This is a genomic window from Streptomyces sp. NPDC054841 (genome assembly GCF_053611045.1).
On the sequence record NZ_JBSGZO010000007.1, the window covers coordinates 1 to 26,332 of the forward strand.

General features: G+C 71.4%; 20 protein-coding genes. 1 reads left to right on the forward strand and 19 read right to left on the reverse strand.

The window, feature by feature from the left end; translation table 11 throughout:
• Window positions 1-92: 92 nt before the first annotated feature.
• Both ACWGI8_RS02040 and ACWGI8_RS02045 read right to left on the reverse strand, forming a co-directional pair.
• A complete protein-coding gene (locus ACWGI8_RS02040; RefSeq protein ID WP_453657771.1) occupies window positions 93-2,996 on the reverse strand; it encodes a helix-turn-helix transcriptional regulator in 2,904 nt (967 codons plus the stop codon).
• A gap of 265 nt (window positions 2,997-3,261) precedes the next feature.
• Window positions 3,262-3,525, reverse strand: coding sequence for a hypothetical protein (locus tag ACWGI8_RS02045; RefSeq protein WP_453657773.1), 264 nt, complete (start codon window positions 3,523-3,525; stop codon window positions 3,262-3,264).
• Between the two features lie 168 nt (window positions 3,526-3,693).
• Between ACWGI8_RS02045 and ACWGI8_RS02050 the strand changes: the two genes are divergently transcribed.
• A complete protein-coding gene (locus ACWGI8_RS02050; protein WP_453657775.1) occupies window positions 3,694-4,377 on the forward strand; it encodes a phosphatase PAP2 family protein in 684 nt (227 codons plus the stop codon).
• 26 nt (window positions 4,378-4,403) lie between these two features.
• On the opposite strand, the gene ACWGI8_RS02055 is transcribed toward ACWGI8_RS02050, so the two are convergent.
• The 17 genes from ACWGI8_RS02055 to ACWGI8_RS02135 all read right to left on the reverse strand — a co-directional run bounded on the left by ACWGI8_RS02055 (window position 4,404) and on the right by ACWGI8_RS02135 (window position 26,239).
• The gene (locus ACWGI8_RS02055; RefSeq protein WP_453657777.1) at window positions 4,404-5,729 is read right to left on the reverse strand and encodes a glutamate-1-semialdehyde 2,1-aminomutase; all 1,326 of its coding nucleotides are present in this window, start codon (window positions 5,727-5,729) and stop codon (window positions 4,404-4,406) included.
• Window positions 5,730-5,736: 7 nt separating this feature from the next.
• Window positions 5,737-6,288, reverse strand: coding sequence for a dTDP-4-dehydrorhamnose 3,5-epimerase (rfbC, locus tag ACWGI8_RS02060; RefSeq protein WP_453657779.1), 552 nt, complete (start codon window positions 6,286-6,288; stop codon window positions 5,737-5,739).
• Window positions 6,285-7,511, reverse strand: a complete 1,227-nt coding sequence (locus tag ACWGI8_RS02065) for a polysaccharide pyruvyl transferase family protein (protein WP_453657781.1) — start codon at window positions 7,509-7,511, stop codon at window positions 6,285-6,287. Before ACWGI8_RS02065 ends, rfbC begins: the two co-directional genes overlap by 4 nt.
• Window positions 7,508-8,455 (reverse strand): glycosyltransferase family 2 protein, encoded by a 948-nt coding sequence (locus tag ACWGI8_RS02070; protein ID WP_453657783.1) that lies wholly within the window; start codon window positions 8,453-8,455, stop codon window positions 7,508-7,510. Before ACWGI8_RS02070 ends, ACWGI8_RS02065 begins: the two co-directional genes overlap by 4 nt.
• Complete coding sequence (locus ACWGI8_RS02075; RefSeq protein WP_453657785.1) at window positions 8,452-9,750, reverse strand: hypothetical protein; 1,299 nt, start codon at window positions 9,748-9,750, stop codon at window positions 8,452-8,454. The genes ACWGI8_RS02070 and ACWGI8_RS02075 overlap by 4 nt, the downstream gene beginning before the upstream one ends.
• Window positions 9,747-11,030 carry a DUF4910 domain-containing protein gene (locus tag ACWGI8_RS02080; RefSeq protein ID WP_453657787.1) on the reverse strand — a complete coding sequence of 428 codons (1,284 nt, stop codon included), beginning with the start codon at window positions 11,028-11,030 and terminating at the stop codon, window positions 9,747-9,749. Before ACWGI8_RS02080 ends, ACWGI8_RS02075 begins: the two co-directional genes overlap by 4 nt.
• Window positions 11,018-12,043 carry an NAD-dependent epimerase/dehydratase family protein gene (locus tag ACWGI8_RS02085; protein ID WP_453657789.1) on the reverse strand — a complete coding sequence of 342 codons (1,026 nt, stop codon included), beginning with the start codon at window positions 12,041-12,043 and terminating at the stop codon, window positions 11,018-11,020. The genes ACWGI8_RS02080 and ACWGI8_RS02085 overlap by 13 nt, the downstream gene beginning before the upstream one ends.
• Window positions 12,044-12,046: 3 nt before the next feature.
• Window positions 12,047-12,694, reverse strand: a complete 648-nt coding sequence (locus ACWGI8_RS02090) for a PIG-L deacetylase family protein (protein WP_453657791.1) — start codon at window positions 12,692-12,694, stop codon at window positions 12,047-12,049.
• Window positions 12,691-13,485 (reverse strand): glucose-1-phosphate cytidylyltransferase, encoded by a 795-nt coding sequence (locus ACWGI8_RS02095; RefSeq protein ID WP_453657793.1) that lies wholly within the window; start codon window positions 13,483-13,485, stop codon window positions 12,691-12,693. Before ACWGI8_RS02095 ends, ACWGI8_RS02090 begins: the two co-directional genes overlap by 4 nt.
• A gap of 13 nt (window positions 13,486-13,498) precedes the next feature.
• Window positions 13,499-14,734 (reverse strand): class I SAM-dependent methyltransferase, encoded by a 1,236-nt coding sequence (locus tag ACWGI8_RS02100; protein WP_453657795.1) that lies wholly within the window; start codon window positions 14,732-14,734, stop codon window positions 13,499-13,501.
• Entirely contained in the window at window positions 14,731-15,708 is a 978-nt protein-coding gene (locus ACWGI8_RS02105; RefSeq protein WP_453657797.1) for a glycosyltransferase family 4 protein, read from the reverse strand. The genes ACWGI8_RS02100 and ACWGI8_RS02105 overlap by 4 nt, the downstream gene beginning before the upstream one ends.
• Window positions 15,709-15,710: 2 nt before the next feature.
• Entirely contained in the window at window positions 15,711-17,015 is a 1,305-nt protein-coding gene (locus ACWGI8_RS02110; protein WP_453657851.1) for an O-antigen ligase domain-containing protein, read from the reverse strand.
• Between the two features lies 1 nt (window position 17,016).
• Complete coding sequence (locus ACWGI8_RS02115) at window positions 17,017-18,546, reverse strand: right-handed parallel beta-helix repeat-containing protein (RefSeq protein ID WP_453657799.1); 1,530 nt, start codon at window positions 18,544-18,546, stop codon at window positions 17,017-17,019.
• Between the two features lie 172 nt (window positions 18,547-18,718).
• Window positions 18,719-20,695, reverse strand: coding sequence for an alginate lyase family protein (locus ACWGI8_RS02120; RefSeq protein WP_453657801.1), 1,977 nt, complete (start codon window positions 20,693-20,695; stop codon window positions 18,719-18,721).
• Window positions 20,692-22,896, reverse strand: coding sequence for a bi-domain-containing oxidoreductase (locus ACWGI8_RS02125; RefSeq protein WP_453657803.1), 2,205 nt, complete (start codon window positions 22,894-22,896; stop codon window positions 20,692-20,694). Before ACWGI8_RS02125 ends, ACWGI8_RS02120 begins: the two co-directional genes overlap by 4 nt.
• 29 nt (window positions 22,897-22,925) lie before the next feature.
• Window positions 22,926-24,860 carry an asparagine synthase (glutamine-hydrolyzing) gene (gene asnB / locus ACWGI8_RS02130; protein ID WP_453657805.1) on the reverse strand — a complete coding sequence of 645 codons (1,935 nt, stop codon included), beginning with the start codon at window positions 24,858-24,860 and terminating at the stop codon, window positions 22,926-22,928.
• A gap of 2 nt (window positions 24,861-24,862) precedes the next feature.
• A complete protein-coding gene (locus tag ACWGI8_RS02135) occupies window positions 24,863-26,239 on the reverse strand; it encodes a Wzz/FepE/Etk N-terminal domain-containing protein (RefSeq protein ID WP_453657807.1) in 1,377 nt (458 codons plus the stop codon).
• Between the last annotated feature and the right edge of the window lie 93 nt (window positions 26,240-26,332).

Below are 26,332 nucleotides of genomic sequence, written 5' to 3' on the forward strand. Positions count from 1 at the left end.
GGGCCGGGAAACGCCGGGGAACAACGGGTCATCCGGCCTTCCGCCGTCGCAGGGCCGTCAGAGCAGGCGTTCCGTGGACAACGACACGCCCCTCACTCCTCGGACGACTCCTCGAGGTCCACCGCGCCGAGTACCGAGTGAGGCCCGTCCTGCGAGGGAGACGGCCCCTGCCTCTGCCGACGGGTCACCTCCGCGGCGAGCTCGACCCGCGAGGCCATGGCCAGCTTTCTGAGGATGCTGGACACGTGGGTACTGACGGTGCTCCGGGCGATGGACATCCGCGCGGCGATCTCGGGATTGGAGCGCCCTTCGGCCACGTGCCCCGCGACCAGGCGTTCGGTGTGGGTCAGTGCGTCCCAACCGTGGTGAATCCCGCTTCGTGTTCCGCGTGAACCTCGTCGTACGGCGACAGCTCGCAGACGGGACGTCGCCCGGGCCGCGTCCCATACCGCGTCCAGCCGCGTGAATGTCTCCAGCGCCTGATCGAGCAGGACGCGGGCCTCGTCCCTGCGCCCTGAGCGGGCCAGCAGTTCCGCCGCATCGGTGCAGGCGTGTGCCGCACTGAGCGGCCGTGGCGCATCGCGGTAGCAGCGGACCGATTCCATGAGCAGATCCGGGTCCCCGGTCAGCAGCCCTCGACACCGGTAGGCGTCACCGAGGTGGTACAGCCCGCCACTGTGATCGGCCCGCCGTTGGGCGGCGGCGGCGTATCGCCGTGCGTTGGCCGTGTCACCTTCCTCCATGGCGAGTCGGACCAGATCGGGTGTCAGGAAGCACAGGATCAGCTGCCCCGGAAGGTGGCCGACTCCCTTGTCGAACGCCTCCGCAAGCCGCGCGTAGGCGCGCCTGGGGTCGTCCTGGGCTTCGTCCAGGAGGGCGCCCGCGCACAACGGCAGATACTCGTAGAAAGAGGCGACCGTTCCGTTGTGGAGCACTGGTACCGCGGCGGTCAGGTGAGCTTCGGCGACGGGCTGCCGGCCCCTGCGCACAGCGATGACCGCCGCCAACGCCCGCAGTGGCCGGCTCATCGCCACCTGGTCGCCGCAGTCGAGACCGCCTTCGATCTCCGCCAGCGCATCGTCCCAGCGGCCCGCGTGGAACGCGAGGAGCGCGCACGAGAGGTGGTACCAGGGCAGGAACATCCCTCCGGTGCGCTCCGCCGGCGTTCGTACGGCCGCGAGGGTTCGCTGGGCGTCGTGACTCAGATCGAGATCGGCGTAGCAGTTGACCAGGGCGAGTTGCAGTGCCATCCACTGAGCCGGGTGCATCGTGTCCGGTGCGAGACGCGACGCCTGCCGCGCCAGTTCGACTGCTTCGGCGTCGGGCGTTTCCAGGAAACGTTTGGCTGCCAGCACATGCAGGACGCTGGCCAGGGCGGACCCGTCTCCGGCCTCGTCGGCGGCGCGTCGGGCCCGCGAGGCCACCGCTCCGGCTTCGGGCAGCTCGCCCAGCGCGAACAGACACACCGCACTGAACGCCTGGAACCGGACCGCCTCGATCGCGGGTACGCCTGGGGCCCTGCGCCCGGCTCGTGCCTCGCTCAGCGCGAGGTCAGGCCGGCCTCGGGCGAACGCGGCCTGAATGATGATCCAGCGCAGCAGACATTCCAGCCCGGAGTCACGGGTCCTTGCCAGCGCACGACGGGCGCTCTCCTCCGCCTCGGCCAGGTGGCCGGAGGAGAGCTGCGCCATGGCGTGGTGCAGGCGGAGACTGTCGTACCGGGCGTCGGTGTGATCGATGAGTTCCAGCGCCGTACTGAGCAGGCGCAGAGCCATGGCCGGTGCCCGTGCCGTGAGCCGTGCCGCGGATCCCTCCAGCCACGTGATGAGAAACTCTCCGGCCGGCGCCCCGTCGAGCAGATGCTCGGCCACGCGTTCAGGTGCCGCCCCGACGCCCGCGAGCGCCTGCGCCGCCCTCAAGTGGAGCATGGCCCGGACCGATCCCGGTACAGCGTCATGCAGGGCGTGCCGGATGAGATCATGGCGGAAGCGCAGATGCTCCCCGGTGTCCCGCACCACTCCGGACGCCTCGGCCTCTTCCACGATTGCCGGCAGATCACTCAGGGGCATGTTCAGCACTGCCGCGAGATCGGCGGTGGCGCAACTGGCTCCCAGCACGGAGGCGACGCGCAGCGCCTGCAGGACTTCGTCGCGCAGGTACCGAAGCCGATGCGTCACCAGCGCGGTCAGCGGCGGCAGCGGGAAGCCGACGGTGATGTCCGCCATTCCGTCGCAGATCTCGATGGCTTCCTCGCGCATCAGGGCGGCGACCAACTCCGTGATGTACAGCGGGTTACCCGAGGCTCCCTCAGCCATGCGCCGCAACCTCGGGCCCGCCTGCTGGCCGCACAGCTCCGCCAGCAGGGCCGACACCGCCGGCGTATCGAGTGGTGCCAGCTCCAGCAGGGTGTGGTTGCCGGAGATCGGACTCCGGGAAAGCCGGTCGACGTCCCCGGTTCCCGGCACGGGGCGGTGGGCCCCCACGACCACGAGGGGCAGTTGGCGCACCGATCGCACGAGCCTGCGCAGCACTGTCAGACTCGCCGAGTCGGCCCACTGGAGGTCGTCGAGGAACAGTGCCAGCGGCCCCTGTGCGCACAAGTCGTCGACCAGCCCGAGCATCGCCTCGACGATAGCGGCGTCCACTGCTGCCGCCTCGCTCTTCGCACCCGGCAGACCGTAGCGGGCATCGCCGCGCAGGACCTCGGCCGCCTGGGCGCGCGGGGCATCAAGGGGCGCCTCGTCCAGCTTCAGGCAGCGTGACATGAAGGCGAACGGGCATTGCTGCTCCAACTCCCGTGCGGTTCCGTACAGGACCCGTATCCCCAGGTGCTCCGCGGCCGTCACGGCCTGCTCCAGTACCGCGGTCTTGCCCAGGCCGGCCTCTCCCACGACGAACGCCGCCTGCCCCTGACCTGCGAGTGCGGACTCCGCCAGCCTGGTCAGTTCCGCTATTTCAGCCCTACGACCCACGAGATGACCTTGGAAAGATGCCATGTCCTCACCCTCATGCCAGGCAATCCCAGGTTACTCGAAAATCGGAGATCGGAAATACCCCAGGCGGTGGTGTCGGTCCGGGAACGGCTTCGAAGCCGCTCCCTTGCGCCGATGGTCCGGCCCCGGGCCGACCTTTGGACGCGGTCGCGGATGGTGGAAGGCTGCATCTTCCGCCCGCGCAGCGTGCAGCGGACCCGTTCGCGAAGGGGGCCCAGTGTTGACAGGCGGACTTTCCGACGGCGGCTTGCCGCGACCGCATTGTTGGTTAGGGTGGCAAGTAGAGACTGATTCCGATGCCCTTGGCCAGGGGGATGGACAGGTCGGAGAGTTCGGGGCTGCGCATGCTGATGGCTCTCGCGCGGGCCAAGTCGGACACGACGGGGGGCTCGTTGGTGGGGAGTTGGCGCGGGCAGAAGCCGAAGGCCACGTCGACCAGCGTCAGTGGCAGTTCTCGGGGCGCGGCATCGCGGTAGCGGCGGGTGACATGGCGTCGGCCCCGACGGGAGGGGGAGGGGGAGGTGCACAGCATCTGCCGGATGGTCTGCGACGGTGTGCGGGCTTTTCCCCGTCTCGGTCATGAGCGGGGTCTTCGGCTCGACCGCCACCAAGCAGGGGGTCGCGGCGCGGTCGAGTTCGGCGACGAAGTGCGGGCTACCGCTGGGGTTGTAGCGGGGAGCCGGCCGGTCGCGGTGGGCGTGTGAGCGGCCGGTCGGCGCCCGCGGTGCTGCCCCCATCGCTGCGCGTGCGGCTCGGGCTGATCGCGGCCCTCGCCGCGCTGGTGGTCGTCGTGCTCGGGGTCCTGTACGCCGGCCACAGCGAGCCCGGCAGCGTGGACGCGTGGATCCAGTCGGCGGTGGACGGTGTGCGACCGCCGTGGCGGCAAGTCGCCCTGGCCACGGACTTCTTGGGGGAGCCCGTGGGGGCGGCGGCGCTGGTCGTGGCCGCCGTGACGGGCTGCCTGCTGCTTCGGCGTCCTCGCGCAGCGGTGCTCGTCGTTGCCGGCGTCTGCCTGACCGTGGGGACGGCGACGCTGCTCAAGCACCTGGTGGGACGCACCATCCACGGCGACGGCAACCTGGCCTACCCGAGCGGGCACACCGCCTTCGCCGCCGCGCTCGCCCTCGTGGTGGCGCTGCTCGCGACCGGCCGGCTCGGCCTCGGCAGGACGGCCGGCACGTCACTCGTGTTCGCCGCGGCGCTGGTTGCCGGCGCCACCATGGGCTGGGCGCAGGTGGCTCTGGGCGCGCATTACCCGACCGACGTCCTCGGCGGCTGGTGCACCGCGCTGGCGGTGATTCCGGCGACCGCGTGGCTGGTCGACCGGATCGCCGACCGGCTGGTCGATCGGATGGTCGACGCCGGTCGGCGGGAGCGTCACTGACGCCCCGTCATATCCAGCCCGTCACGTCACGCCAAGCGGTGGAACACGGGCTTCACCGGTCGTCCGGCCAGCCAGGGGGTGGGGTCAGCGGCGTCCAGTGCCTTCCGGTACACCACACATGCCTGGGCCACCACGTCGACGGTGTGATCGATGTCGGCGTCGCTGAGCGCGCTGCTCACCACGAACGACGGGGCCAGGACCCCGCCCGCGAGGAGCCGGCGCAGGAACAGGGTGCGGTACTGCTGCGACGGCCGGCGGTTCTCGTCGAGGGTGGCGAAGACCAGGTTGCTGGCCCGGCCCCGGACGACGATGTGGTCGCCGACGCCCATGGCGGCCGCGGCGTCGCGGACACCGGCGGCCAACCGCTCGCCGAGGGTGTGCAGCCGCGCGGTGACGCCCTCTTCGACGTAGGTGGTGAGCACGGCCATCGCGGCTGCCAGGGAGTGCGTTTCCGCACCGTGCGTGGTGGACAGCAGGAACACCCGGTCGCCGGAGTGACGCAGCCCGCCCCGCTCCATCAGTTCGCGGCGCCCGGCCAGCGCGGAGACGGCGAATCCGTTGCCCAGTGCCTTGCCGAACGTGGAGAGGTCGGGGACGACGCCGTACAGGCCCTGGGCGCCCGCCTCGGACCAGCGCAAACCGGTGATCATCTCGTCGAAGATCAGTACGCACCCGTGCCGGTCGGCCAGCTCGCGCAGACCGGCGAGGTACCCGGGCGGCGGCTCGGTGTGGGTGGCGGGTTCGAGGATCAGGCAGGCGACCTCGTTCTGGTACCGGCTGAGCAACTCCTCCGTGGCGGCCAGGTCCCCGTAAGGGAACGCCACGGTGAGCTCGTTGGTCGCCTCCGGAATACCGGCGGACATCGGCGTGGTGCCGATGAACCAGTCGTCGACGGAGAAGAACGGATGGTCGCCGCAGATGGCCACCCGCGGGCGCCCGGTGACGGCGCGGGCGAGTCGCACCGCGGCGGTGGTGACGTCGGAGCCGTTCTTCGCGAACTTCACCATCTCGGCGGTCGGCACCGTGGCGAGGAAGCGTTCCGCGGCCTCGACCTCCACGATGGACGGCCGGACGAAGTTGCTGCCGCGATCGAGTTCCCGCCGCGCCGCCTCGGTCACACGTGGGTGGACGTGGCCGAGGCTGACCGATCGCAGGCCGGACCCGTACTCGATGTAGCGGTTGCCGTCGATGTCCCACACGTGGGCACCGCGGCCGTGGCTGATGACCGGGGCCAGGTTCTCGGGGTACTGGTCGTCGCCCTTGGCATAGGTGTGCGCGCCCCCGGGGATCAGGGCGTGCAGCCGCTCGTTCGCCGTCCGCGATCGGGGCAGGAGGAACTCTTCGGTGTCCACGCTGACTTCAGCTCTCTTTCTGCTTCAGGACCTCGGCGAGGCTCGGCGCCTCCCGGTCCCGCTGGGACATCGATGTGACCGGCAGTGGCCAGGGAATGGCGAGCTCCGGGTCGTCGAAGGCGATCGTCACGTCCTCGGCCGGATCGTGCGGGCGGTCGATCCGGTACGAGGTGTCGGCGGTTTCGGTCAGCGCCTGGAAGCCGTGCGCGCACCCCGCCGGGATGTACAGGGTCATCTGTGTCTCGCCGGACAGCTCGAAGAAGGCCCGGCCCAGGTAGGTCGGCGAGTCCGTCCGCAGGTCCACGACGACGTCGAAGATCCTCCCGTACGAGCACCGCACCAGCTTGGCCTCGCCGGCGCCGGAGCGCAGGTGCAGGCCGCGCAGCACGCCCCGGACCGAGCGGGACACGCTGTCCTGGACGAAGGCGTACGGGTCGAGGCCCACCGAGCGGACCACGTCGGCGTCGAAGGTGCGGCAGAAGAAGCCGCGTTCGTCGGCGTACGGTGTCGGCTCGAAGAGGTACGCGCCGGAGATCTCCGGGACTTCGGTCGCTTTCATGGAGACTCCTGCCGAGCGTGGGCGTGGGTGTGGTCGGTCGCCGGGAACAGGGCCGCGGTCAACTCGGTGAACTGGTCTTCAAGGCGCCGGGCGGCGACCGCGTTCCGCTCGCGGAGGGTCCGCCGCAGCTCCGCCGCTCGCAGCTCCAGCGCCCGGAACTGCTCGAGGAGCCGGTCGGCGTCGACCTCGCGAGCCGGGTGGCAGTACGCGTCCATCCCCATCTGCGCCATGAGCGCGTCGCTCTTCGCCGCGTAGCTGAGAGCGAGCGTCGGCGTGCCGACTTTCAGCGCGCAGATCAGGTTGTGGTAGCGGGTCGCCACCACGGTGTCGGCAGCCGCCATCTCCTTCATCAGGTCGGCCAGCGAGGAGACTTCGGCAGCGGTGACCAGCGGCGAGTCCACCGCGTCGAGGATCGCGGCGACCACCGGCGCATCGCACTCGTCGCCGGTGAGCAGCCGGACCGGCCTGCCGTCCTCGACCAGCGCGCGGACGAACCGGGTCGTCCCGTCGAGGTAGCGCCGGTGGATCTCCTCGGCCCGGGCGCGGTCGTCGTTGCCGCCGTGGAAGGCCATGACGCCGACGCAGACCGGGCCCGGCGGGCCCGAGGGTGCGCCGGCCCGTGGTGTCGGCAGGGCGAACGCGAGGTCCGGGTAGACCTCGTCGCGCGCGGTGTCCACGCCCATCGCCCGTATCGCGTCGCGGGACAGGGCGTCCCGGTACGACCGGTAGGTGGCCAGCCGCGCCGACCAGCGCACCAGGGCCCGGGTCGGCCGGTTGCCGATCGCGGCGGCGCCGACACCGACCAGCGCGACCCGGGTGCGCAGCAGCCGGCCGGTCGCGCAGAGCAGGAACAGCGCGTACGGAAAGCCCCACGGCCGCAGCGGCAGCGTGGCCTCCAGGACGCCCATGCCCGGCACGATCACCACGTCATGCCGGCGCACCCAGGCGGCGGTGCGGACGACGTCGACGAGTTTGCCCAGCCCCTTGCCCGCGATCGTGCCCGCACCTGACGCGGTCCGGTACTCCCCGCGGTACCAGTGCAGCCGCGTCGCGGGGATCCCGTACCGGGCCGTGACGACCTCGGGTCCGCCGCACAGCGCGTCCACGGCCGCATCCGGGTGCTCGGCGCGGAGGTACCCGAGCACGGCCTCCAGCGACCCGTCGTTGCCCAGGTTGCCGGAGCCCAGCAGGCCGAACACCCCGACGCGTACGGAGGGCCTCATGTCTGCCGCCCCTCTCGTCCGGCGACGAGGTCGTCGACGGAGACGGTGAGCTTGGCCGGGTCGACCGGGGCCCGGTCCTCGACCCGCTCGCCGGCGCCCGGCCGGACCCGGCTCGTCATCCACTCGCCCAGGTGGCGGTAGCACGCGCGCCGGTCGGCCGCGGACAACGGCGCCCGCCGGATCGCCGAGACGAAGCCCAGGACGTACTCGGCGAGCAGCCGGGGCGTCGGGTGCAGCGGGCCTGCCCGGCGCGGGTCCAGGTTGACGCACCGGGAGCGCTTGCCCGGGTTCGCCCGCTCGGCGCGGGTGGGGTGGTCGCGGCGGAAGTACAGCAGCTCCGGCACCTGATGGAAGGGCCCCTGGAGGACGATCTGGGCGACGAACGTGCGGTCCGCGTGGTGGTAGCTGTCGTGCGGCCGCACCCGGCGCAGCGTGTCAGAACGCATCACCCCGTAGAAGTCGTCGCCACCGGGCTCGAACAGGAAACTGCGGAAGCGCTCCGGCGCGTGCGGCGAGGCGGTGGCGAGCCCGTACTCGTAGGGGACCTTCACCTGCCCATCGCCGTCGATGACTGCCTGGTCGGAGTGCGCGAGGACGACGTCCGGCCGCTCGTCCAGCGCCTCCACACAGCGGCGCAGCAGGTCCCGGGCGTAAAGGTCGTCGTGCGAGGCCCACTTGAACAACTCGCCGCGGCACTCGGTGAACACGTAGTTGTGGTTCGGCGCGGCGCCGATGTTCCGGGGCAGTCGCAGGTAGCGGATGCGCGAGTCCTGCGCGACGTACTTGCGGCAGATCTCCTCGGTCCCGTCGGTCGAGGCGTTGTCGGAGATGACCAGCTCGAAGTCCTCGTAGGTCTGGCCGAGGAGGGCGTCGAGCGACTCGGCGAGGTACTCCTCGCCGTTGTACACGGGCAGGCCGATGCTCAGCCTGGGTCGGGCGGTCATGGCGTCCTCACTTCGGGAATGGAGTCCTGGTGGTGCTCGCGCAGGGCGGAGCGCAGCTGGAGCCACCACACGGCGGAGGCGGCGAGGGTCGCGGTGGCGACGCCCCAGGCCGAGCCGACCGTGCCGGCCAGGGCCGCGCCGCCGAGCCCGCCCGCCACGTAGCAGGCGGAGGCGAACAGCTGGCAGCGCAGGCTGCGCCGGGCCGCGGCGAGCGCGCGCAGCCCGGCCGCCGCGCCGGTGCCGAGGCCGGCGCCCGCGACGCCGAGGGTGACCGGCACGATGAGCTGTGCGGCGGAGTGCCAGACGTCGCCGAGCACGAGCTCGCCGAGCCGGTCCGGTATCAGCAGCAGCGCCCCGCCCCAGAGCAGCGCGGCGACGGCCTGCCCGCCTCCCAGCAGAAGGCAGAACTTGCCCAGGCGGTGCGGGGCCCGCCGCAGCACCCGTGCCGCCTCCGCGACGGTGACCAGCGACAGCCCCATCAGCACGGCGAGGAACGGGCCGAGCAGGAGCTCGGCGCCCCGGACCGCACCCACCGCGCCGACCCCGACGATCGCGCCGAGCCCGTACGCACGCAGCTGGCTCGCGCCGCTGAGGCTGACGTTCTCGACCAGGTACCGGTAGCCGAGGTCGCGCTGCTCGCGGAGCCACGCGCGTGCCTGGGCTGTGCGGGGCACGATGCCGGACTGGACATAGCCGTACCCCGCGGCCACCGTGGCGGACGCGCCCCAGGCGAGCACGAAAGCGGCCACGCTGCCCACCCGGGCCGCCACCACCATGGCCGGGACGAGCGCGACGCCCCACACGAGGTCGTTGACGAACGCCTTCTTCCCCGTGCCCGCGGCGAAGAACGAGTACCGCCAGGCGTCTTGGAGCAGCAGCCCCGGCAGCATGACGCCGAGACAGGCGAACGCGGGCCCCACCTGGCCGCCGAGAGCGAGGCCGACCACCAGACACGCCGCCCCGATCGCGGCACCGACGCCGAGCGCGGTGCCCGACGACCGGGCCACCGCCCCGCGCCAGGCCGTGTCCGACACGCCGCTGAAGCGCACCACGAGCGGGTCGGTGGCCAGGCCCCGGGAGACGTTGAGCACGACGCCGTAGGTCACCCAGGCGAGGCTGAACACGCCGAACGCGGTCACCCCCAGCGAGCGGGCCACGTAGATCCCCACCGCGAAGTTGCTGATGCTGGAGGCCGCCTGGTCGGCCAGCCCCCAGGACAGCCGGCCGGCGAAGGCCCGCCGGGTGGATCCCGCCGGTGCCGTCGCCTTCTCCTCCTCGGTGGTCATCCGCGTCATGCCTTGATCAGCCCGGCGCCGTGCAGGGCGACGGCCGCGGCGGCGACGGTGTCGAACGGCAGCCCGGCCCGCTCGGCGACGTCCAGCAGACTGTGCTCACCGTCGGAGAGGCTGAGCACCCAGAGCATGGCCATCTGGGCCTGCTTCGCGTCGCTGCGGCCGCCGAGCGAGTCGTACAACCCGCGCCGGCCCAGCTGTGGTTCGCCGTAGGGGCTGAGATTGACGTACCGCCGGTTGCGGTCGAGGACGGCGAATGCCTCGCGGCAGACGGCGAGCGTGTCCGCCATCGCCTCCGGGGAGATGAAGTCCGGGTTGTCCGCCGATGTGTGGTATTCGGGGTAGCCGGCGTACGGGGTCCGGCTGAGCGAGCCCACGCCGAGATCGAATCCGGGCGAGCAGTACTGCCGCTCGTCGTAGCCGTACGGGGTGAACTCGTTGACGTGGTACGGGCGTTCGGAGGTGGCCAGCACATGCCGCATCACCCGGTCGATCTCCGCGTCGCCGCGTCTGCTCTGCTTGTACGTCAGTTGACCCGAGTCGCCGGCGCAGGCCAGTACGAGCCCGTGCTTGACCCGATCCACCCGCTCCGCGTTGCGGGCCAGCCAGGTGATCGCCCCGATGGTGCCGGGCGCGTAGATGAACCGGTAGGTGTAGTAGGGCGTCTCCTGCGCCAGCGCGCGGGCCAGGAACGTCGCCACCGCGACGCCGGCCAGGTTGTCGTTGGCCAGTGACGGGTGGCAGACGTGGCAGGACACGATCACCTCGTCGGGGACCTGCCCGGGGATCACGTGCTCGGCGTAGGTGAGGTGACCGTCCGCGAGCGTGGAGTCGATACGCACCTCGTACTCGCCGTCCGGCAGCGCGTCCAGGGTCTCCTGCGCGAGGCAGAATCCCCACTCCGGCTTGTAGTAGCTGGTGCGGTACGGCACCCAACTCGGTTGGTCCGGCAGGGTGTGCAGGTGTCCACGCAGCTCGGCCAGCGGCATGGTCGCCGACACCGGCACGCTGTAGCCGAGCACATGCAGGCTGGACGCGGCGAAGTCGACGACCCGGTTGCCGGCGGTGTCGGCGATGTACGCGTCCCGGATGTTCCACTCCTGCGGCACCGTCCAGTCGAGCACCTGCGTCCCGGTCGGCACCTCGTGCACCTGCAACGGGACGTACTCGCCGACGATCTCCAGGGTGGCGCGCACACCGTCGCCGGTGATGCTCCGGCACAGCGGGTACAGCCGCTCCACCAGCGCGTGCATCTCTTCGCCGACTGCGGTCATCGGCGCCACCGCAGGGTGTCGTCGACGGCGCCGGCGTCGGACGCCGCGCGCAGCACGGCAAGCCGGGTGAAGCGCTGCTCGAAGTCCTCCCGAGTCAGGCCGAACTTCCGGTAGGCGTCGGCGAGTTCGATCGCGCCCTGCTTCACCGTCCACTCGCAGTCGAAGCCGGGGATCGCGGCGCGGAACCGGGAGAAGTCCACCCGGTACGACCGCGGATCGGCACCGGTCTCCCCGGTGATCACCACCTTCGCGCCGGACACCGCCTCGGCGACCTGCTCGGCGATCTCGGCGACCGTGACGTTGTTGACCTCGCTGCCGATGTTGAAGGCCCGGTCGTGCACTGCTTCCCGCGGCGCGACCAGCGCGGCCGTGAAGGCCCGTGCGATGTCGGCGGCGTGCACCAGCGGGCGCCAAGGGGTGCCGTCGGAGAGCACGAGGACCTCGCCGGACAGGAGTGCGTGGCCCACCAGGTTGTTCAGCACGATGTCGGCGCGCAGCCGGGGCGAGTAGCCGAAGGCGGTGGCGTTGCGCATGAACACCGGGGTGAAGTCGCCGTCGGCCAGCGCGTGCAGGTCGTCCTCCACCCGTACCTTGGACTCCGCGTACGGCGTCACCGGGCGCAGCGGGGCGTCCTCGGTCACCAGGTCGCTGCCGCCGGCGGCGCCGTAGACGGAGCAGGTCGACGCGTACAGGAAGCGCCGCACTCCGGCGTCGCGGGCCAGCCGGGCCAGGTGCACGGAGGCGTGGTGGTTGATGTCGTAGGTGAGCTCCGGCGCCAGCGATCCCAGCGGGTCGTTGGAGAGCGCGGCCAGATGGATCACGGCGTCCACCCCGGCCACGTGGTCGGCCGTGACGTCGCGCAGGTCCACCCGGTGCCCGGACGGGTCCGTGGGCTGCGGGCCAAGGACGGAGTCGGCGAACAGGCCGGCGTCAAGACCGACGACTTCGTGCCCGGCTGCCGTGAGGACCGGGGCCATCACGGTGCCCAGGTAGCCCTGGTGTCCGGTCAGCAGTACGCGCAAGGTTCATTCCCCCAGGTTGAGAGTGAGTTTGGTGACGGCGAACGCCTCGGCGTAGCGCGCGTGGCATTCGATGCCGCGGATCCGCGCAAGGCCGAGGAAGGCCTCCCGGTCGTACCAGGGCCGGTGCCGCTGCGAGGGATAGTGCTCCTGCAGCAGCCGCACCTTCTGTTCGGCGATCTGAGGCGACAGCGGCTGGTATGCCGACGGACGGCCGAGATCGCCGTCCCACTTGACGATCTCGTAGCCGAGCACGAGGTGGTCGCGGAACGCGGTGGGCAGCAACTGCGCCAGGCCGCGGTGATCCTGGTGCGCGTCATCGGTACGCGGCGCAAGGACCAGATCCGGTTCGGTCTGCGAGCGCAGCTCCTCGACCGCGGCCTTGGCCTCCTCCCAGTGCGCGGGCAGCCGGCCGTCCGGCAGCTTGAGCACGGTCAGCCGCAGGTCGGCACCCGGGCAGAAGGCGGCGAGCGCGGCCTGCTCCTCCTGCTCCCGCTCGCTGCCGCCGCCGGAGAGCACCAGCGCGTCGACGCGGATGCCCGGCCGTGCGAGGCACAGCGTCAGCAGTGTGCCGCCGGCGCCGATGGCGATGTCGTCGCAGTGCGCGCCCACCGCGACGATCCGGTCCAGGCGCCCGGCGCTGAGCTGGATCATGCGGTCCTCATTCCGGCGCCTTGTTCCCACACGGCCCACGGGCGGTCGCCCCGGGCGTAGGCGTCGTCGAGCGCGGCCCGCTCCTTCACGGTGTCGGTCGGCTTCCAGAAGCCGCGGTGCTGGTGCGCCACCAGCCGGCCGCGCTTGGCCAGTTGGGCGCATCCGTCAGCGACCAGGTCCCCGTTCTCCGGGATGTGGTCGAAGACCTCCTGGCGGAGCACGAAGTAGCCGCCGTTCTCCCACAGCGGCATGTCGCTCACCGCGGTGATGCCCCCCACCAGGCCGTCCTCGCCCAGGTCCACGCAGTGGAACGAGGACTGCGGCGGCACCACCATCATCGACGCCCCGGCGTCACGCCGGGCGAACCGGTCGATCATCTCCGGCAGCGGGGCGTCGGTGAGCACGTCGGCGTAGTTGGCGAGGAACATCTCGTCGCCGTCCAGGTGGTGCCGCACCCGGCGCAGCCGCTCCCCGATCGGTGACTCGATGCCGGTCTGCGCGAACGTGATCGTCCAGTCGGCGATGTCGGTGGACAGCAGCTCGGTCCGCCCGCCCCGCAGCACGAAGTCGTTGGACGTCGTCTCCTCGTAGTTGAGGAAGAAGTTCTTGATGTGGTGCGCCCCGTACCCGAGGCAAAGGATGAACTCCGTGTGCCCGAAGTGCGCGTAGTAGCGCATGACGTGCCAGATCAGCGGACGCGGGCCCACCATCGCCATCGGCTTGGGCACGTCGTCTGCGGCACCGCTCCGCATCCGCATCCCGTAACCGCCGCAGAACAGGACGACCTTCATGCTGCAACCTCTTTCAAGACGTGACCTCGACAATGCTCAGTTCCGGGATGGGAAAGACGAGGCGGCCGCCCCAGTCGTGCACGAAGGACAGTTGCTCGACCAACTCGGCCCGCAGGTTCCACGGGAGGACGAGGACGTAGTCCGGTCTGTCGGCGGCTATCTGCTCGGGCGGCAGGATCGGGATGCGGGTGCCCGGGGTGAACCTGCCGTGCTTGTAGGGGTTGCGGTCGACCGTGTACGCGAGCAGGTCGGGCCGGATGCCGCAGTGGTTGAGCAGGGTGTTGCCCTTGCCCGGGGCGCCGTAGCCGACGACCGTCTCGCCGCGCTCGGCCGCCTCGATGAGGAACCGCAGCAGGTCCCGGCGCACCTTGGCCACCCGAGCGGAGAACTCGGCGTACCCGGACAGCTCCTGCAGCCCGGCGGCCTTCTCCCGGGCCAGTACGTCGGCCACCCGCCCGGTCGGCTCGCCGGCCACCTCGGCCGGCCGGGCCCACAGCCGGATGGAGCCACCGTGCGTGGGCAGCAGCTCGACGTCCACGAGCGCGAGTCCGCCGCTCGCCAGCGCCCGGATCGCGGACGCGACCGTGTAGTACTGGAAGTGCTCGTGGTAGATCGTGTCGTACTGGTTCTCCTCGATCAGGGTCAGCAGGTGCTGCACCTCGATGGAGACCCAGCCGTCGTCGGCGACCAGGGCGCGCAGCCCCCGGGTGAACCCGACCACGTCGGGGATGTGCGCGTACACGTTGTTGGCCACGACCAGGTCCGCCGGGCCGTGCTCGGCGCGGACGGCCGAACCGGTGTCCGGGGACAGGAATTCCGTGAGCGTGGGCACACCCGCGTCCCGCGCCGCGGCGCCGACGTTCACCGAGGGCTCGATGCCGAGGCAGCGGATCCCCCGGTCCACCACGTGCCGCAGCAGGTACCCGTCGTTGCTCGCGACCTCGACCACGAAGGCGTCGCTGCCGAGACCCACCCGCTGTACGGCGTCGGCGACGAACGTGCGCGCGTGCTCCACCCAGGAGGTCGAGTAGGAGGAGAAGTACGCGTACTCCGTGAACGTCTCCTCCGGCTTGATCAGCGGCGGGATCTGCGCGAGCCAGCACTCGGTGCACACCCGCAGGTGCAGCGGGTACGCGGGCTCCGGTTGATCCAGTTGGTCCGCGGCGAGAAAGCTCTCACATGGTGGCGTCGCCCCAAGATCGACTACGCTCGCCATCGCTTCCGAGCCGCAGAGTCGGCATCGTGTCATCTACTGTTCCCATCCCCCCTGCTCGCGCGGGTGTCCCCGCCGCGAGCCATCGCTGACCGACCCGCGATCGCGGTGCGGTACTCATCCACCAGGCGCTCAAGACCGACGGCCGGGCTGAAGCCCTGCTCGTAACGGCGCCGGGCCGCCTGGCCCATCTCCTGGTTGCGGTCCGGCTCGGCCGTGATCCGGCGTATGCAGGACGCGAGCGAGGCGGGCTCGCCCGGCTGGTGCAGCAGCCCGGTCACCCCGTCCTCGACGAGTTCGACGAAGGCGCCGTGACCGGCGGCGACGACCGGGACCCCCGCCGCCATCGCCTCCACGACGACCAGGCCGAACGCCTCCAGCCATGTCGAGGGAGCCACCACGGCGACCGCCCGTGCGACGGCCTGCCGGCACTGGGCCGGGTCGTACAGGCCGACGTACCGCACGTCGTCCCGGCCCGCCGCCCAGGCGGTCACCTCTCGTTCCAGTGGCCCCGCGCCGGCGACCACGAGCGGCACGCCCACACCGCCGCCGGCGGCGATCTCGTCCCACGCGGCCATGAGCAGCCGCACGCCCTTGGCCTCCGCGAGCCGGCCGAGATAGAGCAGATGCTCGCCGGAGCCCGCTCGGCAGGCGCCCGGGTCGGGCACGAAGTTGTGCTTCACCGCCAGCCGCTCGGCCGGCATGCCGGCCCGCACCAGGACGTCGCGCTGCGCCGCGGAGATGCAGAAGAACCGCTCCACGCCGGACCACCACCGCCGCCGGTTGACCGACAGGCTGACCGCGAGCGGCACCGACGGGTTCCACGGCACCAGCAGCGGTATCGCGGCCTTGGCAAGCAGGGACCGGGCGGCGATGTCGTCGCTGCGCCGCTCGAACACCTCGACCCGGTGGCCGGCTCCGCGCAGCAGCGCCACCTCCTGGTCGACGACCTTGTTCTCCCCGCTCGGCTGCGCCGAGGCGTAGCGGTTGTGCACCACGAGGACGTGCATGCTCAGGTCACCTCCGATCTCTGGGCCCATCGCGGTATGCGTCGTCGAGGGACTTCGGGCGTCGACAGGGGAGTGGCCGCGGCAGGTGCCGCCAACAGCGAGGCGGCCACGGCCAGATGCAGCAGATACGGCGAGGCGTCGCCCAGCCCGGCCTCGGTGTACGACGCGATCGCGCAGTAGCTGATCAGGAAGATCGCGCAGGCTCTCTGCAGCGACGGTGGGCGCAGCAGCGCGACGCCGCCCAGCACGATGATGATCGCCGCCACGATGGCGACGCCGGTCATACCCTGCTCGTGGTAAACGGCCAGCCAGCTGTTGTCGATCGGCAGCCCGCCGAACGACTTGTCGCCCAGGCCGGCGCCGAACAGGTACTCCGAGATCGTCCGGGGTGCTGCCAGCAGGGCGTCCCAGACCTTGGCCCGACCGGTGAGGTTGGAGAAGTTCTCCTGGCTCTGCCCGCGCAGGAACCACGCCTGCAGCGCGGAGCTGAACGCCACCGCGGCCACCGTGGCGCACAGCACCGCCCACGCGAAGAACCGGCGGGCGGCGGCGCTGGTCAGGATGAGCGAGCCGATCGCCAACGCCAGCCCGATGAGCAGGCCGAGCGTGGCCGTCCGGGTATGGGTCAGCGCGAGCAGGACGAGTGACGGCACGATGACCACCGCCGCGCCGGCCCTGTCGGTCCGGCGGCCCAGTACGAGCAGCACGGTGAGCCCGATGATCACGGCGGCGTACTGTCCGATCTGCGGCGGGGTGAGCGGCCACAACGCGCCGACCAGCCGCCCGCCGTAGAGCTCGGGCATGGCCGCGCCCGGTGAGATGACCAGGCCGGCGGCCACCGACCCGAGCACCGCGAAGTACATCCGGATGTGGTGCCGGACGAACGTCGGGCCGCCGTCCCACCAGCGGCTGAGCAGCCACAGCGTGCCGACGAAGAGAGCCAGCCGGGCGCAGCGGAACAGCGCGCCGAACCCGGACTCCAGGTCCGCGCTGGAGATCACGCTCAGCACCAGCAGCAGGGTGAGCAGGAACAGGAAGGCGCTGGCTCGGATGCGCAGCCGGAGATTGACCGCGAGCGCCAGCGTGAACGCGGCGACCAGCGCGCCCATGGTGGCCATCTGAATGAGGGAGCGGGGCAGCGGGATGATCGTCTTCGCCCCGGCGGAGCCGAGCGTGTTGAGGACCAGCAATCCCCAGACGACCCCGACGATCTTCGGTGTGCCGGGCGGGCGCGGTTCGGCACCGGGCTGCGTGCCCGCCGTATCCGGTGCGCCCGGCAGGCCATCGCGCGTCAGATCCCAGCCCATCTCAACCACCGGCCTGTGGCTGGAAGGTGCTGCCCGCGTCCTGCTGGTAAGGCGTGCCCTGCCACTGCCCGACGTCGAGCACCTGACTCGGGTCGTGGGCGACGAATTTCCATGGCCCGAGGTAGACGTTGTCGTGCCAGCGGTTGTGCTGCTTCTGGGTGATCGCGTCAGCCACCTGCTCGCCCTTGTACGGCGACCAGTCCGGATAGGTGCCGTAGTTGGCCAGCACCGACATTCGGTCGCACTTCTCCGTGCACTTGACGACGGACTTGTCCAGCACGAAGCGGTTGTCGTGGATGTCCACCCGCTGGGTCTTCCACCGGCAGTCGGCGTAGAGCGGAGCGGTGGCGATCGCCGGCTTCGCGCAACGGTCGGTGTCCCGCACCAGCAAGGTGCAGTCACCGGACGAAGTGTTGGCCGGGCTGTTGCAGAACCGGTCGGCGTTCTCCCACAGAGTGATTCCGGACCAGTTGTTCTCCAGCACGTTCCGGTAGATCTCGATCTTGTCGGTACGGGCTCGGATCCGTGGTTCGCCGCCGGACTCGGACAGGTAGACGGTCGCGTACGGGAAGTTGTCGCCGCGGTCGGCTGCCCTGCGGCCCTCGACCCAGTTGTTCCGCCGGATCGTGTTGTTCCGGATGACCGCGTTGTAGCTGGTCTCGTAGATCAGCGCGGCACCGTCGTTGGCTTCGAGCACGTTGTTCTCGATGCGGAAGTCGTTGTTGTTGGTGTCCGCCCACAACCCGGTTCCGCGGTTGTCGTGCACCCAGTTGCCGCGCACGTCGGCGCCGTTGGCGGCCCAGAACTTGATGCCTCCGGTGCAGCCGCAGCCCTTCCGCCGCCGCTCCCAGTCGCCGGTGTTGTTGCCCACGATCTCGTTGCCCTCGACCACCAGGCCGCTGATCCGGCCGGTGGCCTTGTACGCGTTCATGCCGTACTGACCGTTGCCGCGCAGGCAGCTGGCGCGGACCTGCTGGCGGGCACCGGCCATCAGCCCGGCGCCGGAGTTGTTCTGGATCGTCGCGTGCTCGATCACCCATCCGTCGGCCGAGTCATGGTTGACCACGCCCTCGTCCGGCGGCGCCACGAAATGTTGCACGGTCAGGTGGCGGATGATGACGTCGCGGGCGGCACCGCCGAACGCGTACTGGTTCTTCATCCGGCCGTCGAGCACCGCGCCCGGCGCACCGAGGTAGCGGTTCCCTTCCTTGGGGATGACCTGGGCGTAGCGGTCCGGGTCGAGCCTGTGCTTGCCCGGTCGAAGCCAGAACGTGGTGTTCGGGGGGCTGCTCTTGGTCTTCGCTGCCAGGTCACCGACCACCTTGGGGTCGACCGTCACCGCGCCCGCCGGCGCCTTCGCCGGCCCGGCCGCGGGCTTGGCGCACACCCGGGCCACGGGAAGGGCTGCGGACGTGGATGGCGCGGGCTTCGGCTCCGCCCCGGCGTCCGACGTGCTCACACAGCCGGTCGCCGACAGGGCCAGCGCCAGCGGTGCCGCCACCAACGCCCAGTGCCGCCTCCTGATCCCCACGCGCCCCCTAGGGGACTTCTGACGGATCTCCGCGGCGTCGCGACGCCCGGCACGCACCCTCGCCGCACCAGCCGAAAGCCCAAGTACGCCCAGTACGAGGGCTTCCGGCCGGCACGCCGAGAGCACGCACCGGACGCCGCTCCTTCCTCCACGGAAATCCATCAGAAGCCCCCTAGCCACGGAACCTGAGTACTGTGGTGAACTCCCCCGACAGCGCAGTGCCGTCGGCGAAACCGGTGCCGACCAGCGTGGTGGTGGGTTCCTTGCGCCCGAAGCCGGCGGAGTACCAGCCCAGCGGCGGGGCGCTCTCGCCGCGATGCGCCCGCCAGGACAGCTGCCCGGGCAGGTCGAGCACGGCGGAGCGGTCCTCGCCGTCCCGGGTCCAGGTGAGCTGTGCCCGGTTCTCCACCAGGTCCGCGGTGATGGCTGGGCCGAGGTGGAACGCCAGGCGCACGGACCGGCGCGGGCCGCGCACCTCGTCAACCACCCTCAGCTCCTTGGCTGCGGCCGTCAGCTCCACCCGGCGGCGGTGCACGGAGCGCTGGTAACCGTCGTGCTCGGCGCACCAGCGGGCCGTCCCCCCGTCGGAGGCGTCGGATGTGTCCGCGACCAGGACGCGGCTGCGGGCATGCCGGGTCCACAGGAACGGGCCGCCGGAGACGGACTGGTCACCGCCGTCCAGTTGCAGGGTGTTGTGGCCGAGGGTCGACCGGAAGTACTGCCGCCACTCGGGCTGCCCGTGGTAGCAGAACGTCCCCGGGTCGGCGAGCACGTCGACCCCGTCGTGCCGGACCTCCACGGACAGCGCGTCCGCGTGGGCATGCGCGGCGATGGACAGGAATCCGTGCGGACCACCGTCGCAGCGGCACCAGATCTCCGCCGGACCACGCAGGATGGTCATGCCCGCGTCGGCGAAATGGGCCGGTCGGCTTGCCGGGCGGGTCACGGCCGGTGCAGTTGCATCTTTCGAGTACGGCCGGATGAGCGCGGCCAGCAGCGGGGTGCGCACATCGGTGCCGGTCACCGCCGGCCACCAGGCGAGCCGGCCGAACACGGCGTCCCCGGTGGCCAGCAGCGAGGCCCAGCGGTCGGTGCCCGCGCCGTCCACGACCAGACCGTGCCCGTCGTCCGCGTCCCCCTGGCGCGGCGGCCGTAACCGGCTGTCCACGACGGCCGCGAGCGCGTCGGTCATCCGCAGCAGTACCAGCCGGATCGACGCGGGGACCGGCCTGCCTGCGGCATCCGCCTCGGCCACGGCGGCCAGGCCGAGCTCCAGCACCAGTCCGTGATACTCGGTGGCCAGCTCGCGGTTGAGGCCGGAGTCGAAGGTGTTGCTTCGCAGATGCCGCTCCAGCGACCGCAGCGCGCCGGCTCGCCAACGCGCCGAGGAGGGGAACCACCCGAACGCGCAGGCTGCGGCGAACTGCCCGGCGGCCTCGGCGATGACGTGGTTGTTCGCCGAAGACCCCCGGCTGGGGAAGGCGGCCAGCCAGCGCTGGTGGTGCCAGATCTGGTTCAGCGCCACCGGGTTGCCCTCGAACAGTCCGGCCGCTCCCGGCCAGCCGTCGAGGAGCCGGCGGATCCATACCCAGGAGAGCAGCCGGATGCCCAGCTCGATGCCGCTGATCCAGTGCACGCCGCGCAGTGGTGGGTTGGCCGCCCACCACGACCGCAGGTGCTCGGCCACTCGCTCGGCGTACCGCTCGTTCCCGGTGATCGCGTAGGCGGCGGCGAGCACGGTGAGGTACTGATGCCGGGACAGCTCCCAGATCTGCTTGATGTCCCCGACCGCGTCCTCGTTCCGGTACGGCACGTCGAACGCGTAGCCCCACGGAGCCCGGCGCCCTGTCTTCGGGTCGCACCACCAGTCCGGGTCGGTCAGGTCGTCGCGGACCACGCCGAAATACTCGGCGTGCCCGTACATCAGCCGGTCCGCCTCGGCGATGAGACGTTTCGCGGCGTCCGGTGGCACCGCGGCGATCGTCCCGGCGGGCAGTACCGCGGTGAACCGGGCGCCGGTCACGCTCGGGCAGTTCGGCCGCGCCGACCGCCACCGCCGCCTGCGCACCGCGTCGCCCACCCGGCCGCCGACCTCCCGCAGTCCCATCCGGGACAGCCGCCGCAGGTACCAGCCCGCGCTCATCGTCATCGCGTCCCCGCCAACGTCACCGGCGCGCCCGCGGCGAGGCCGGCCTGGACGGCGAGGGTGGCCGACGTGGTGGCGACCAGCGACTCCAGCGGCACCGGCATCGGACCGCCGGTCCGCACGGCCTTGATGAACGCGGCCAGCTCGGCGGACTGGCCCTTGTCCCGGGCCTTGGGCAGCCGCGAACTGACCCACCGCTTGCGGCCGACCCCCCCGTCTGCAAACAGCGAGGCACGGACGAAGTCGTCGAGCCGCAGCACCTTGCCGTCCGCGATCAGGTCCAGCGTCTCCTTGGGGAAGCCGGCCGCGCCGGTGGTGACGTAGCTGATGGTGGCGGTGGACCCGTCCGGGTAGCGCAGCACGACCTGCAGGTCCTCGTTGCCGGACGTGGCGACCGCGTACACCGATACCGGGTCGGCCTCGAGCAGCCAGCTCGCCGTGTCGATGAAGTGTCCGCCCTCACCGGCGAAGCGGGAGCCCTCGGTGCCCTGTTGGAGGTACCAGCTGCCGTGCTGCAGCCGGCCCGCGTTGACCAGGTAGCGCAGGCTCGCCGGACCGGTCCGGGCGCCGAACCGCTTCCTGGCTTCCTGCAACAGCGGCGCGAACCGGCGGTTGAAGCCCACCTGCAGCCGGTCGTTGCCGGATTCCTCCACCGCCGCGAGCACACCGGCCAGCTCGTCCTCGGTGAGGGCCAGGGGCTTCTCCACGAACACCGCCTTGCCGGCAAGGAGCGCCCTGCGGGTCAGTTCGGCGTGTGAACTGTGGCGGGTGACAACGAACACCGCGTCGATGGACTTGTCGCCGAGCACGGCGTCGAGATCGGTGGTCGCCTCGGCGAAGCCGAACTTCCGCTTTGCGTTGGCCGCGGACAGCGCCGTCGTGGTGACGACCGTCGACAACGTGACGCCGTCGCGCTCTGCCAGGTGCGGCAGCAGCATCGACGTCGCGTAGTTCCCCGCGCCGACGAACGCCAGCCGCACCGGCGCCTTGGCGGACCGGGCCGGGGTGGACACTCCGCCGCTGCGTCGCACCGTGGGCACGGCCACCGCCGGGGCCTCCGCTTCCGCTGTGTGCTCGGCGTGCAGGGGGTACCGGAACAGCACCGCGACGGCCTTCAGGTCGCCGTCCTTCAGGCGCTGGTACGTCTCGACGGCGTCATCGAAGTCGGCGATGTGGGAGACCAAGGGCTCCACGTCGACGCTGCCGCGGGCGAGGAGATCGAGGAAGCACGCCAGGTTGCGGCGCTCCGTCCAGCGCACGTAGCCGATCGGGTAGTCCCGCCCCTCGAGCTCGTACTCCGGGTCGTAGCGCCCGGGGCCGTAACTGCGGGAGAACCGGACGTCGAGCTCTTTCTCGTAGTACGCGTTCCACGGCAGGTCCAGGCGGCACTTGCCGATGTCGACGACCCGGCCGCGGTCCCGGCAGAGCCGGGCGGCCAGTTCGACGGGCTGGTTGCTGCCGCCGCCGGCGGCCAGGTACACCTGGTCCACACCGTGACCGCCGGTGAGTTCGGCGACGGCGGCTTCCACGGCCGCGGAGGCGGGATCGCCGCAGGCCGCGGCGCCCAGTCGCTCGGCGAGCTCGCAGCGCACCGGGTCGGGGTCGACCCCGACGACGCGGACTCCCGAGGCGGCCAGCAGCTGCACCACCAGCTGCCCGATCAGCCCGAGGCCGATGACCAGCGCCACCTCTCCGAGCTGCGGCTCGCCTTGGCGGACGCCCTGCATCGCGATCGACCCGACGGTGCCGAAGGCCGCGTGCCGCGGCGCGAGGCCGTCCGGCACCGGGACATAGAGGTTCTTCGGCACCCAGTTCAGCTCGGCATGCAGCGCGTGCTCATTGCCGGCGCAGGCCACGAGGTCGCCGACCTTCACATCGTCGATCCCGGTGCCGACCTGCTCGACCACCCCGCACAGCGAGTAGCCCAGCGGCGTGTAGGAGTCCAGCTTGCCCATCACCTTGCGGTAGGTCGCGGGCACCCCGTTGGTGGCCACGCTCTGCATGACCTTGGCCACCTGGTCCGGCCGGGAGCGGGCCTTGCCCAGCATCGACATGCCGGCCTCGGACACCTTCATGAGCTCGGTACCGGTGGATATCAGCGAGTAGGCGGTGCGGACCAGCACACCGCCCGGCTTGCACCCCGGCACCGGCACGTCGAGCACCGCCAGCTCGCCGCTCTTGTAGTTCTGCACAACCTGTTTCACCCGAAGTCCCCTTGTTTCTAAGCCGTCTTCTACGCCGCCGAGCGAGCGCTCTGACCGGACCCGGAGGTCGCGCCGCGATACCAGTACTCGAGGGTCAGCACATGCCACAGATGCTTGGAGAAGTCCCGCTGCCCGGCGGCGTCCTCGGCGACCATGCGCGCCAGCGCGTCGCGGCGCAGGAGCCCGGAATTGACGAGCACGCCGTCGTGCACCACCTCGCGCACCAGCGGTGCCAGATCCCGGCTCATCCAGGCGCGCAGCGGGGCGCTGAACAGGCCCTTGGGCCGGTACACGATCTCCCGGGGCAGGACCGAGGCGGCCGCTTCCTTGAGAACGGCCTTGCCCTGCCGTCCGACGATCTTGCGATCGCCGGGCACGGCGAACGCCGCCTTGACCACCTCGACGTCCACGTACGGCACCCGCACCTCGGTCGACGCGGCCATGCTCGACCGGTCCGTGTACGTGAGGTTCAGGCCCGGCAGGAACATCCGGGCGTCGCCCAGGCACATGCGGTTGACGAAGTCGTCGAGGTCGTTGTCCTGGTAGATGTCCGCATGCTCCGTCAGCACGTCCTCGACCGTCCCGGCCAGGTCCGGATCGACCAGGGCGAGCAGCTCGTCCTGGTCGTACATGGTGTAGCTGCGCCGGAACGCGGTCTCCTCCGGCAGATCGGCGAAGGAGAGGAACCGCTTCGCGAAGCGCACCGACCGGTACCCCCGGCGGGCCGTGGCGACCGGCAGCCGGTCCACGGCCCTGGACAGGCCGCGCCGCAGGGGCCGCGGGACGCGCTGGTAGCGCAGCGCGATCAGGTTGGCCAGGTGCTTGCGGTATCCGGCGAACAGTTCGTCGGCACCCATCCCCGAGAGCAGCACCTTGACCCCGGCCTCCCGGGCGGCCGAGCAGATCAGGAACGTGTTGATCGCCGCGGGGTCGCCGATCGGCTCGTCCAGGTGGTAGGTCATCTGCGGCAGCAGGTCGAGCACGTTCGGCGCGATCTCGATCTCGTGCAGGTCGACGCCGAACCGCTCGGCCACCTGCCGGGCGTAGCGCAGGTCGTCCGGCATCGCCTCGAACCTGGCGTCCTCGGCGCGGAACCCGATCGTGTACGCGGAGATCCCGGGTCGGTCACGGGCCGCCAGCGCGGTCAGGTAGCTGGAGTCCAGCCCGCCGGAGAGGAAGGTCGCCACGGGTACGTCGGAGAGCAGGTGGCGCCGAGTCGACTCCTCGACGATGGCGGCGAGATCCGGCAGCTCCCCGGCCCGGGCCCGCTCCTGGCCCTCGGCGGCGACGTCCTTCAGGTTCCAGTAACTGCCGTGCTCCACCCGGCCGTCGGGGCGCAACCGCAGCCAGCTGCCCGGCGGCAGCTTCTCCGCTTCGCGGAACGCGCACCGTGAGTCCGGCACCCAGTAGTACAGCAGCGAGGCCACCAGCGCCGCATGGTCCACCTCCAGTGCACCGCCGGTCACGGCGGCGAGCGCCTTGAGCTCGGAGGCGAACACCAGACCCTCGCCGCGCCGGAGCAGGAACAGCGGCTTGATGCCGAGCTGGTCGCGGGCGAGCACCAGCTCACCGGTTCGCTCGTCGAAGATCCCGAACGCGAACATGCCGCGCAGCCGGGGCAGACAGTCAGTGCCCCAGCGCCGCCATGCCTCCAGCAGCACCTCGGTGTCGGAGGTACCGCGGAAGCGCACCCCGGCGGCTGCCAGTTCGGCACGCAGCTCGGGCGCGTTGTACAGCTCGCCGTTGTACGTCAGGACGAGGCCGCCCGAGACCATCGGCTGGGCGCCGGTCCCGGACAGGTCGATGATGGCCAGCCGGCGGTGCCCGAGGTGCACTTCGCCGTCACCGGCGGGGTGGCTGTACCGGCCCGCCCCGTCCGGACCGCGGTGGGCGAGGGTATCGGTGAGCCGGTCGGTCACGACCTTCCCGTCCGGCCATCGGTAAGTGCCTGCGATGCCACACATGTCTACCGCGCCTCCTGGTCGCTGTCCGGGACCCGTGCCGCCCACATCGGCAGCCGCTCGGCCCGCCGCCGGCCCGTCCCGATCTGTCGGGCCGGCCGCTCGTTCTGGCCGCGCAGCGCGGTGTGCAGCCCGTCCCACAGCGTGCCGTCGGTCCGGTCACGCGGATCGGGGTCGATCAGCACCACACCGATCACCGGAATGCGCTGGTCCGCGAGCTGCCGCGCCACGGTGTGCAGCCATGCGGCGCTGCCGTGCCCGGCACGCACGACGAGCACGGTCTGAGTGCCGAGGTACTGGAGGTCGGTCCACGCCGCGCCGGGCGCCACCGAGCCGACGCCGAGCCGGCGCTGCTGATGCGACAGGGTCGCGGCCTGGTCGCCGCTGACCACGGTGGGATCTCCCGGCTTCGGGCGGCGGCCTGCGAGCTGCTGGCCGGGCAGAGCATCGATGATGACCACCGGCTCGTCCGTCGCCAGTGCCGCGGCGACGTCCAGGGCGATGACACTTGTGCTGCGCGCACAGCCCAGTTCCAGCAGCGACACCGGTTCCGCGGAGCCGCGCACGGTGCGGGCCAGCGACGCGGTGAGCCGTTCGCGTGCCGCCCGGATCCGTCGGCGCTGCCACAGTCTGCCCGAGCGGCGGGGCAGCTCCGCGATGACCGAGGCGCCGAGGTTGGCCGCGATCTCCCGGCGCAGCACGGGGCGGTCCGCCACCACCGTGCCGACCGCGGCCACCGCGAGCCCGAGGACGAGCCCGAGGACGAGCCCGATGGCGGCGTTGGTGGCAGCGGTCCTGGGCAGGGAGTGCCGCACCGCGCGCGGGGCGTCCACGATCTGTGTGCCGGCGATGAGCTGGGGCGTGCCGATGCGTGCCTCCGCGGCGCGCTGGCCGAAATCGGTGATCCGCGAGGTGAGCTCGGCCCGGCGGGCGAAGAGCGACTCCAGGTTCGCCGACGCCTTCGGCCCGCTCTGCGGCGTTCCCTCTCCGATCGTCTTGTTGACCTTGGCGAGTTCGTCGCGCATGCGGTCACGCTGGTCGAGCAGAGTCTTGGCTTCGGCGTCCGCGGCTTGTCGTATCCGCTTCACATGGTCCGCGACGAACGCATCGGCCAACGCCTTGGCGCGGGCCACCGCTTGCGCGTCGCTGTCCCCTGTCGCAGTGATCTGCAGCAGGTTGTTGGTCAGGCCGATGCCCTCGTAATCCTGCATGAAGTCCTCCGGCTTTTCCGGGGACTTGAGGGACTTCAGGGCCTTGTCGGCGATCTTCGTGGTCTGCAGCAGCGCGACGTCGGTGCGGATCAGCGTTCCGGGGTCGTTCGGCTGGTCCTGCTGATGCGCGACCAGCACCTTGGTCACCGCGGTCGGCGGGGGGGGGGCCACGACCCCCCCCCCCCCCCCCCCGCCCCGCCCCCCCCCCCCCCCGGCGCCCCCCCCGCCGGGCCCCCCCCCCACCCCCCCCCCCCCCCCCGCCCC

What these genes read in the sequence shown, in the direction of transcription:
- ACWGI8_RS02040 (WP_453657771.1), bottom strand. Translation starts at nt 2,996, where the DNA reads ATGGCATCTTTCCAAGGTCATCTCGTGGGTCGTAGGGCTGAAATAGCG.
- ACWGI8_RS02045 (WP_453657773.1), bottom strand. Translation starts at nt 3,525, where the DNA reads ATGCTGTGCACCTCCCCCTCCCCCTCCCGTCGGGGCCGACGCCATGTC.
- rfbC (WP_453657779.1), bottom strand. Translation starts at nt 6,288, where the DNA reads ATGAAAGCGACCGAAGTCCCGGAGATCTCCGGCGCGTACCTCTTCGAG.
- ACWGI8_RS02065 (WP_453657781.1), bottom strand. Translation starts at nt 7,511, where the DNA reads ATGAGGCCCTCCGTACGCGTCGGGGTGTTCGGCCTGCTGGGCTCCGGC.
- ACWGI8_RS02070 (WP_453657783.1), bottom strand. Translation starts at nt 8,455, where the DNA reads ATGACCGCCCGACCCAGGCTGAGCATCGGCCTGCCCGTGTACAACGGC.
- ACWGI8_RS02075 (WP_453657785.1), bottom strand. Translation starts at nt 9,750, where the DNA reads ATGACGCGGATGACCACCGAGGAGGAGAAGGCGACGGCACCGGCGGGA.
- ACWGI8_RS02090 (WP_453657791.1), bottom strand. Translation starts at nt 12,694, where the DNA reads ATGATCCAGCTCAGCGCCGGGCGCCTGGACCGGATCGTCGCGGTGGGC.
- ACWGI8_RS02095 (WP_453657793.1), bottom strand. Translation starts at nt 13,485, where the DNA reads ATGAAGGTCGTCCTGTTCTGCGGCGGTTACGGGATGCGGATGCGGAGC.
- ACWGI8_RS02100 (WP_453657795.1), bottom strand. Translation starts at nt 14,734, where the DNA reads ATGACACGATGCCGACTCTGCGGCTCGGAAGCGATGGCGAGCGTAGTC.
- ACWGI8_RS02105 (WP_453657797.1), bottom strand. Translation starts at nt 15,708, where the DNA reads ATGCACGTCCTCGTGGTGCACAACCGCTACGCCTCGGCGCAGCCGAGC.
- ACWGI8_RS02110 (WP_453657851.1), bottom strand. Translation starts at nt 17,015, where the DNA reads ATGGGCTGGGATCTGACGCGCGATGGCCTGCCGGGCGCACCGGATACG.
- ACWGI8_RS02120 (WP_453657801.1), bottom strand. Translation starts at nt 20,695, where the DNA reads ATGACGATGAGCGCGGGCTGGTACCTGCGGCGGCTGTCCCGGATGGGA.
- asnB (WP_453657805.1), bottom strand. Translation starts at nt 24,860, where the DNA reads ATGTGTGGCATCGCAGGCACTTACCGATGGCCGGACGGGAAGGTCGTG.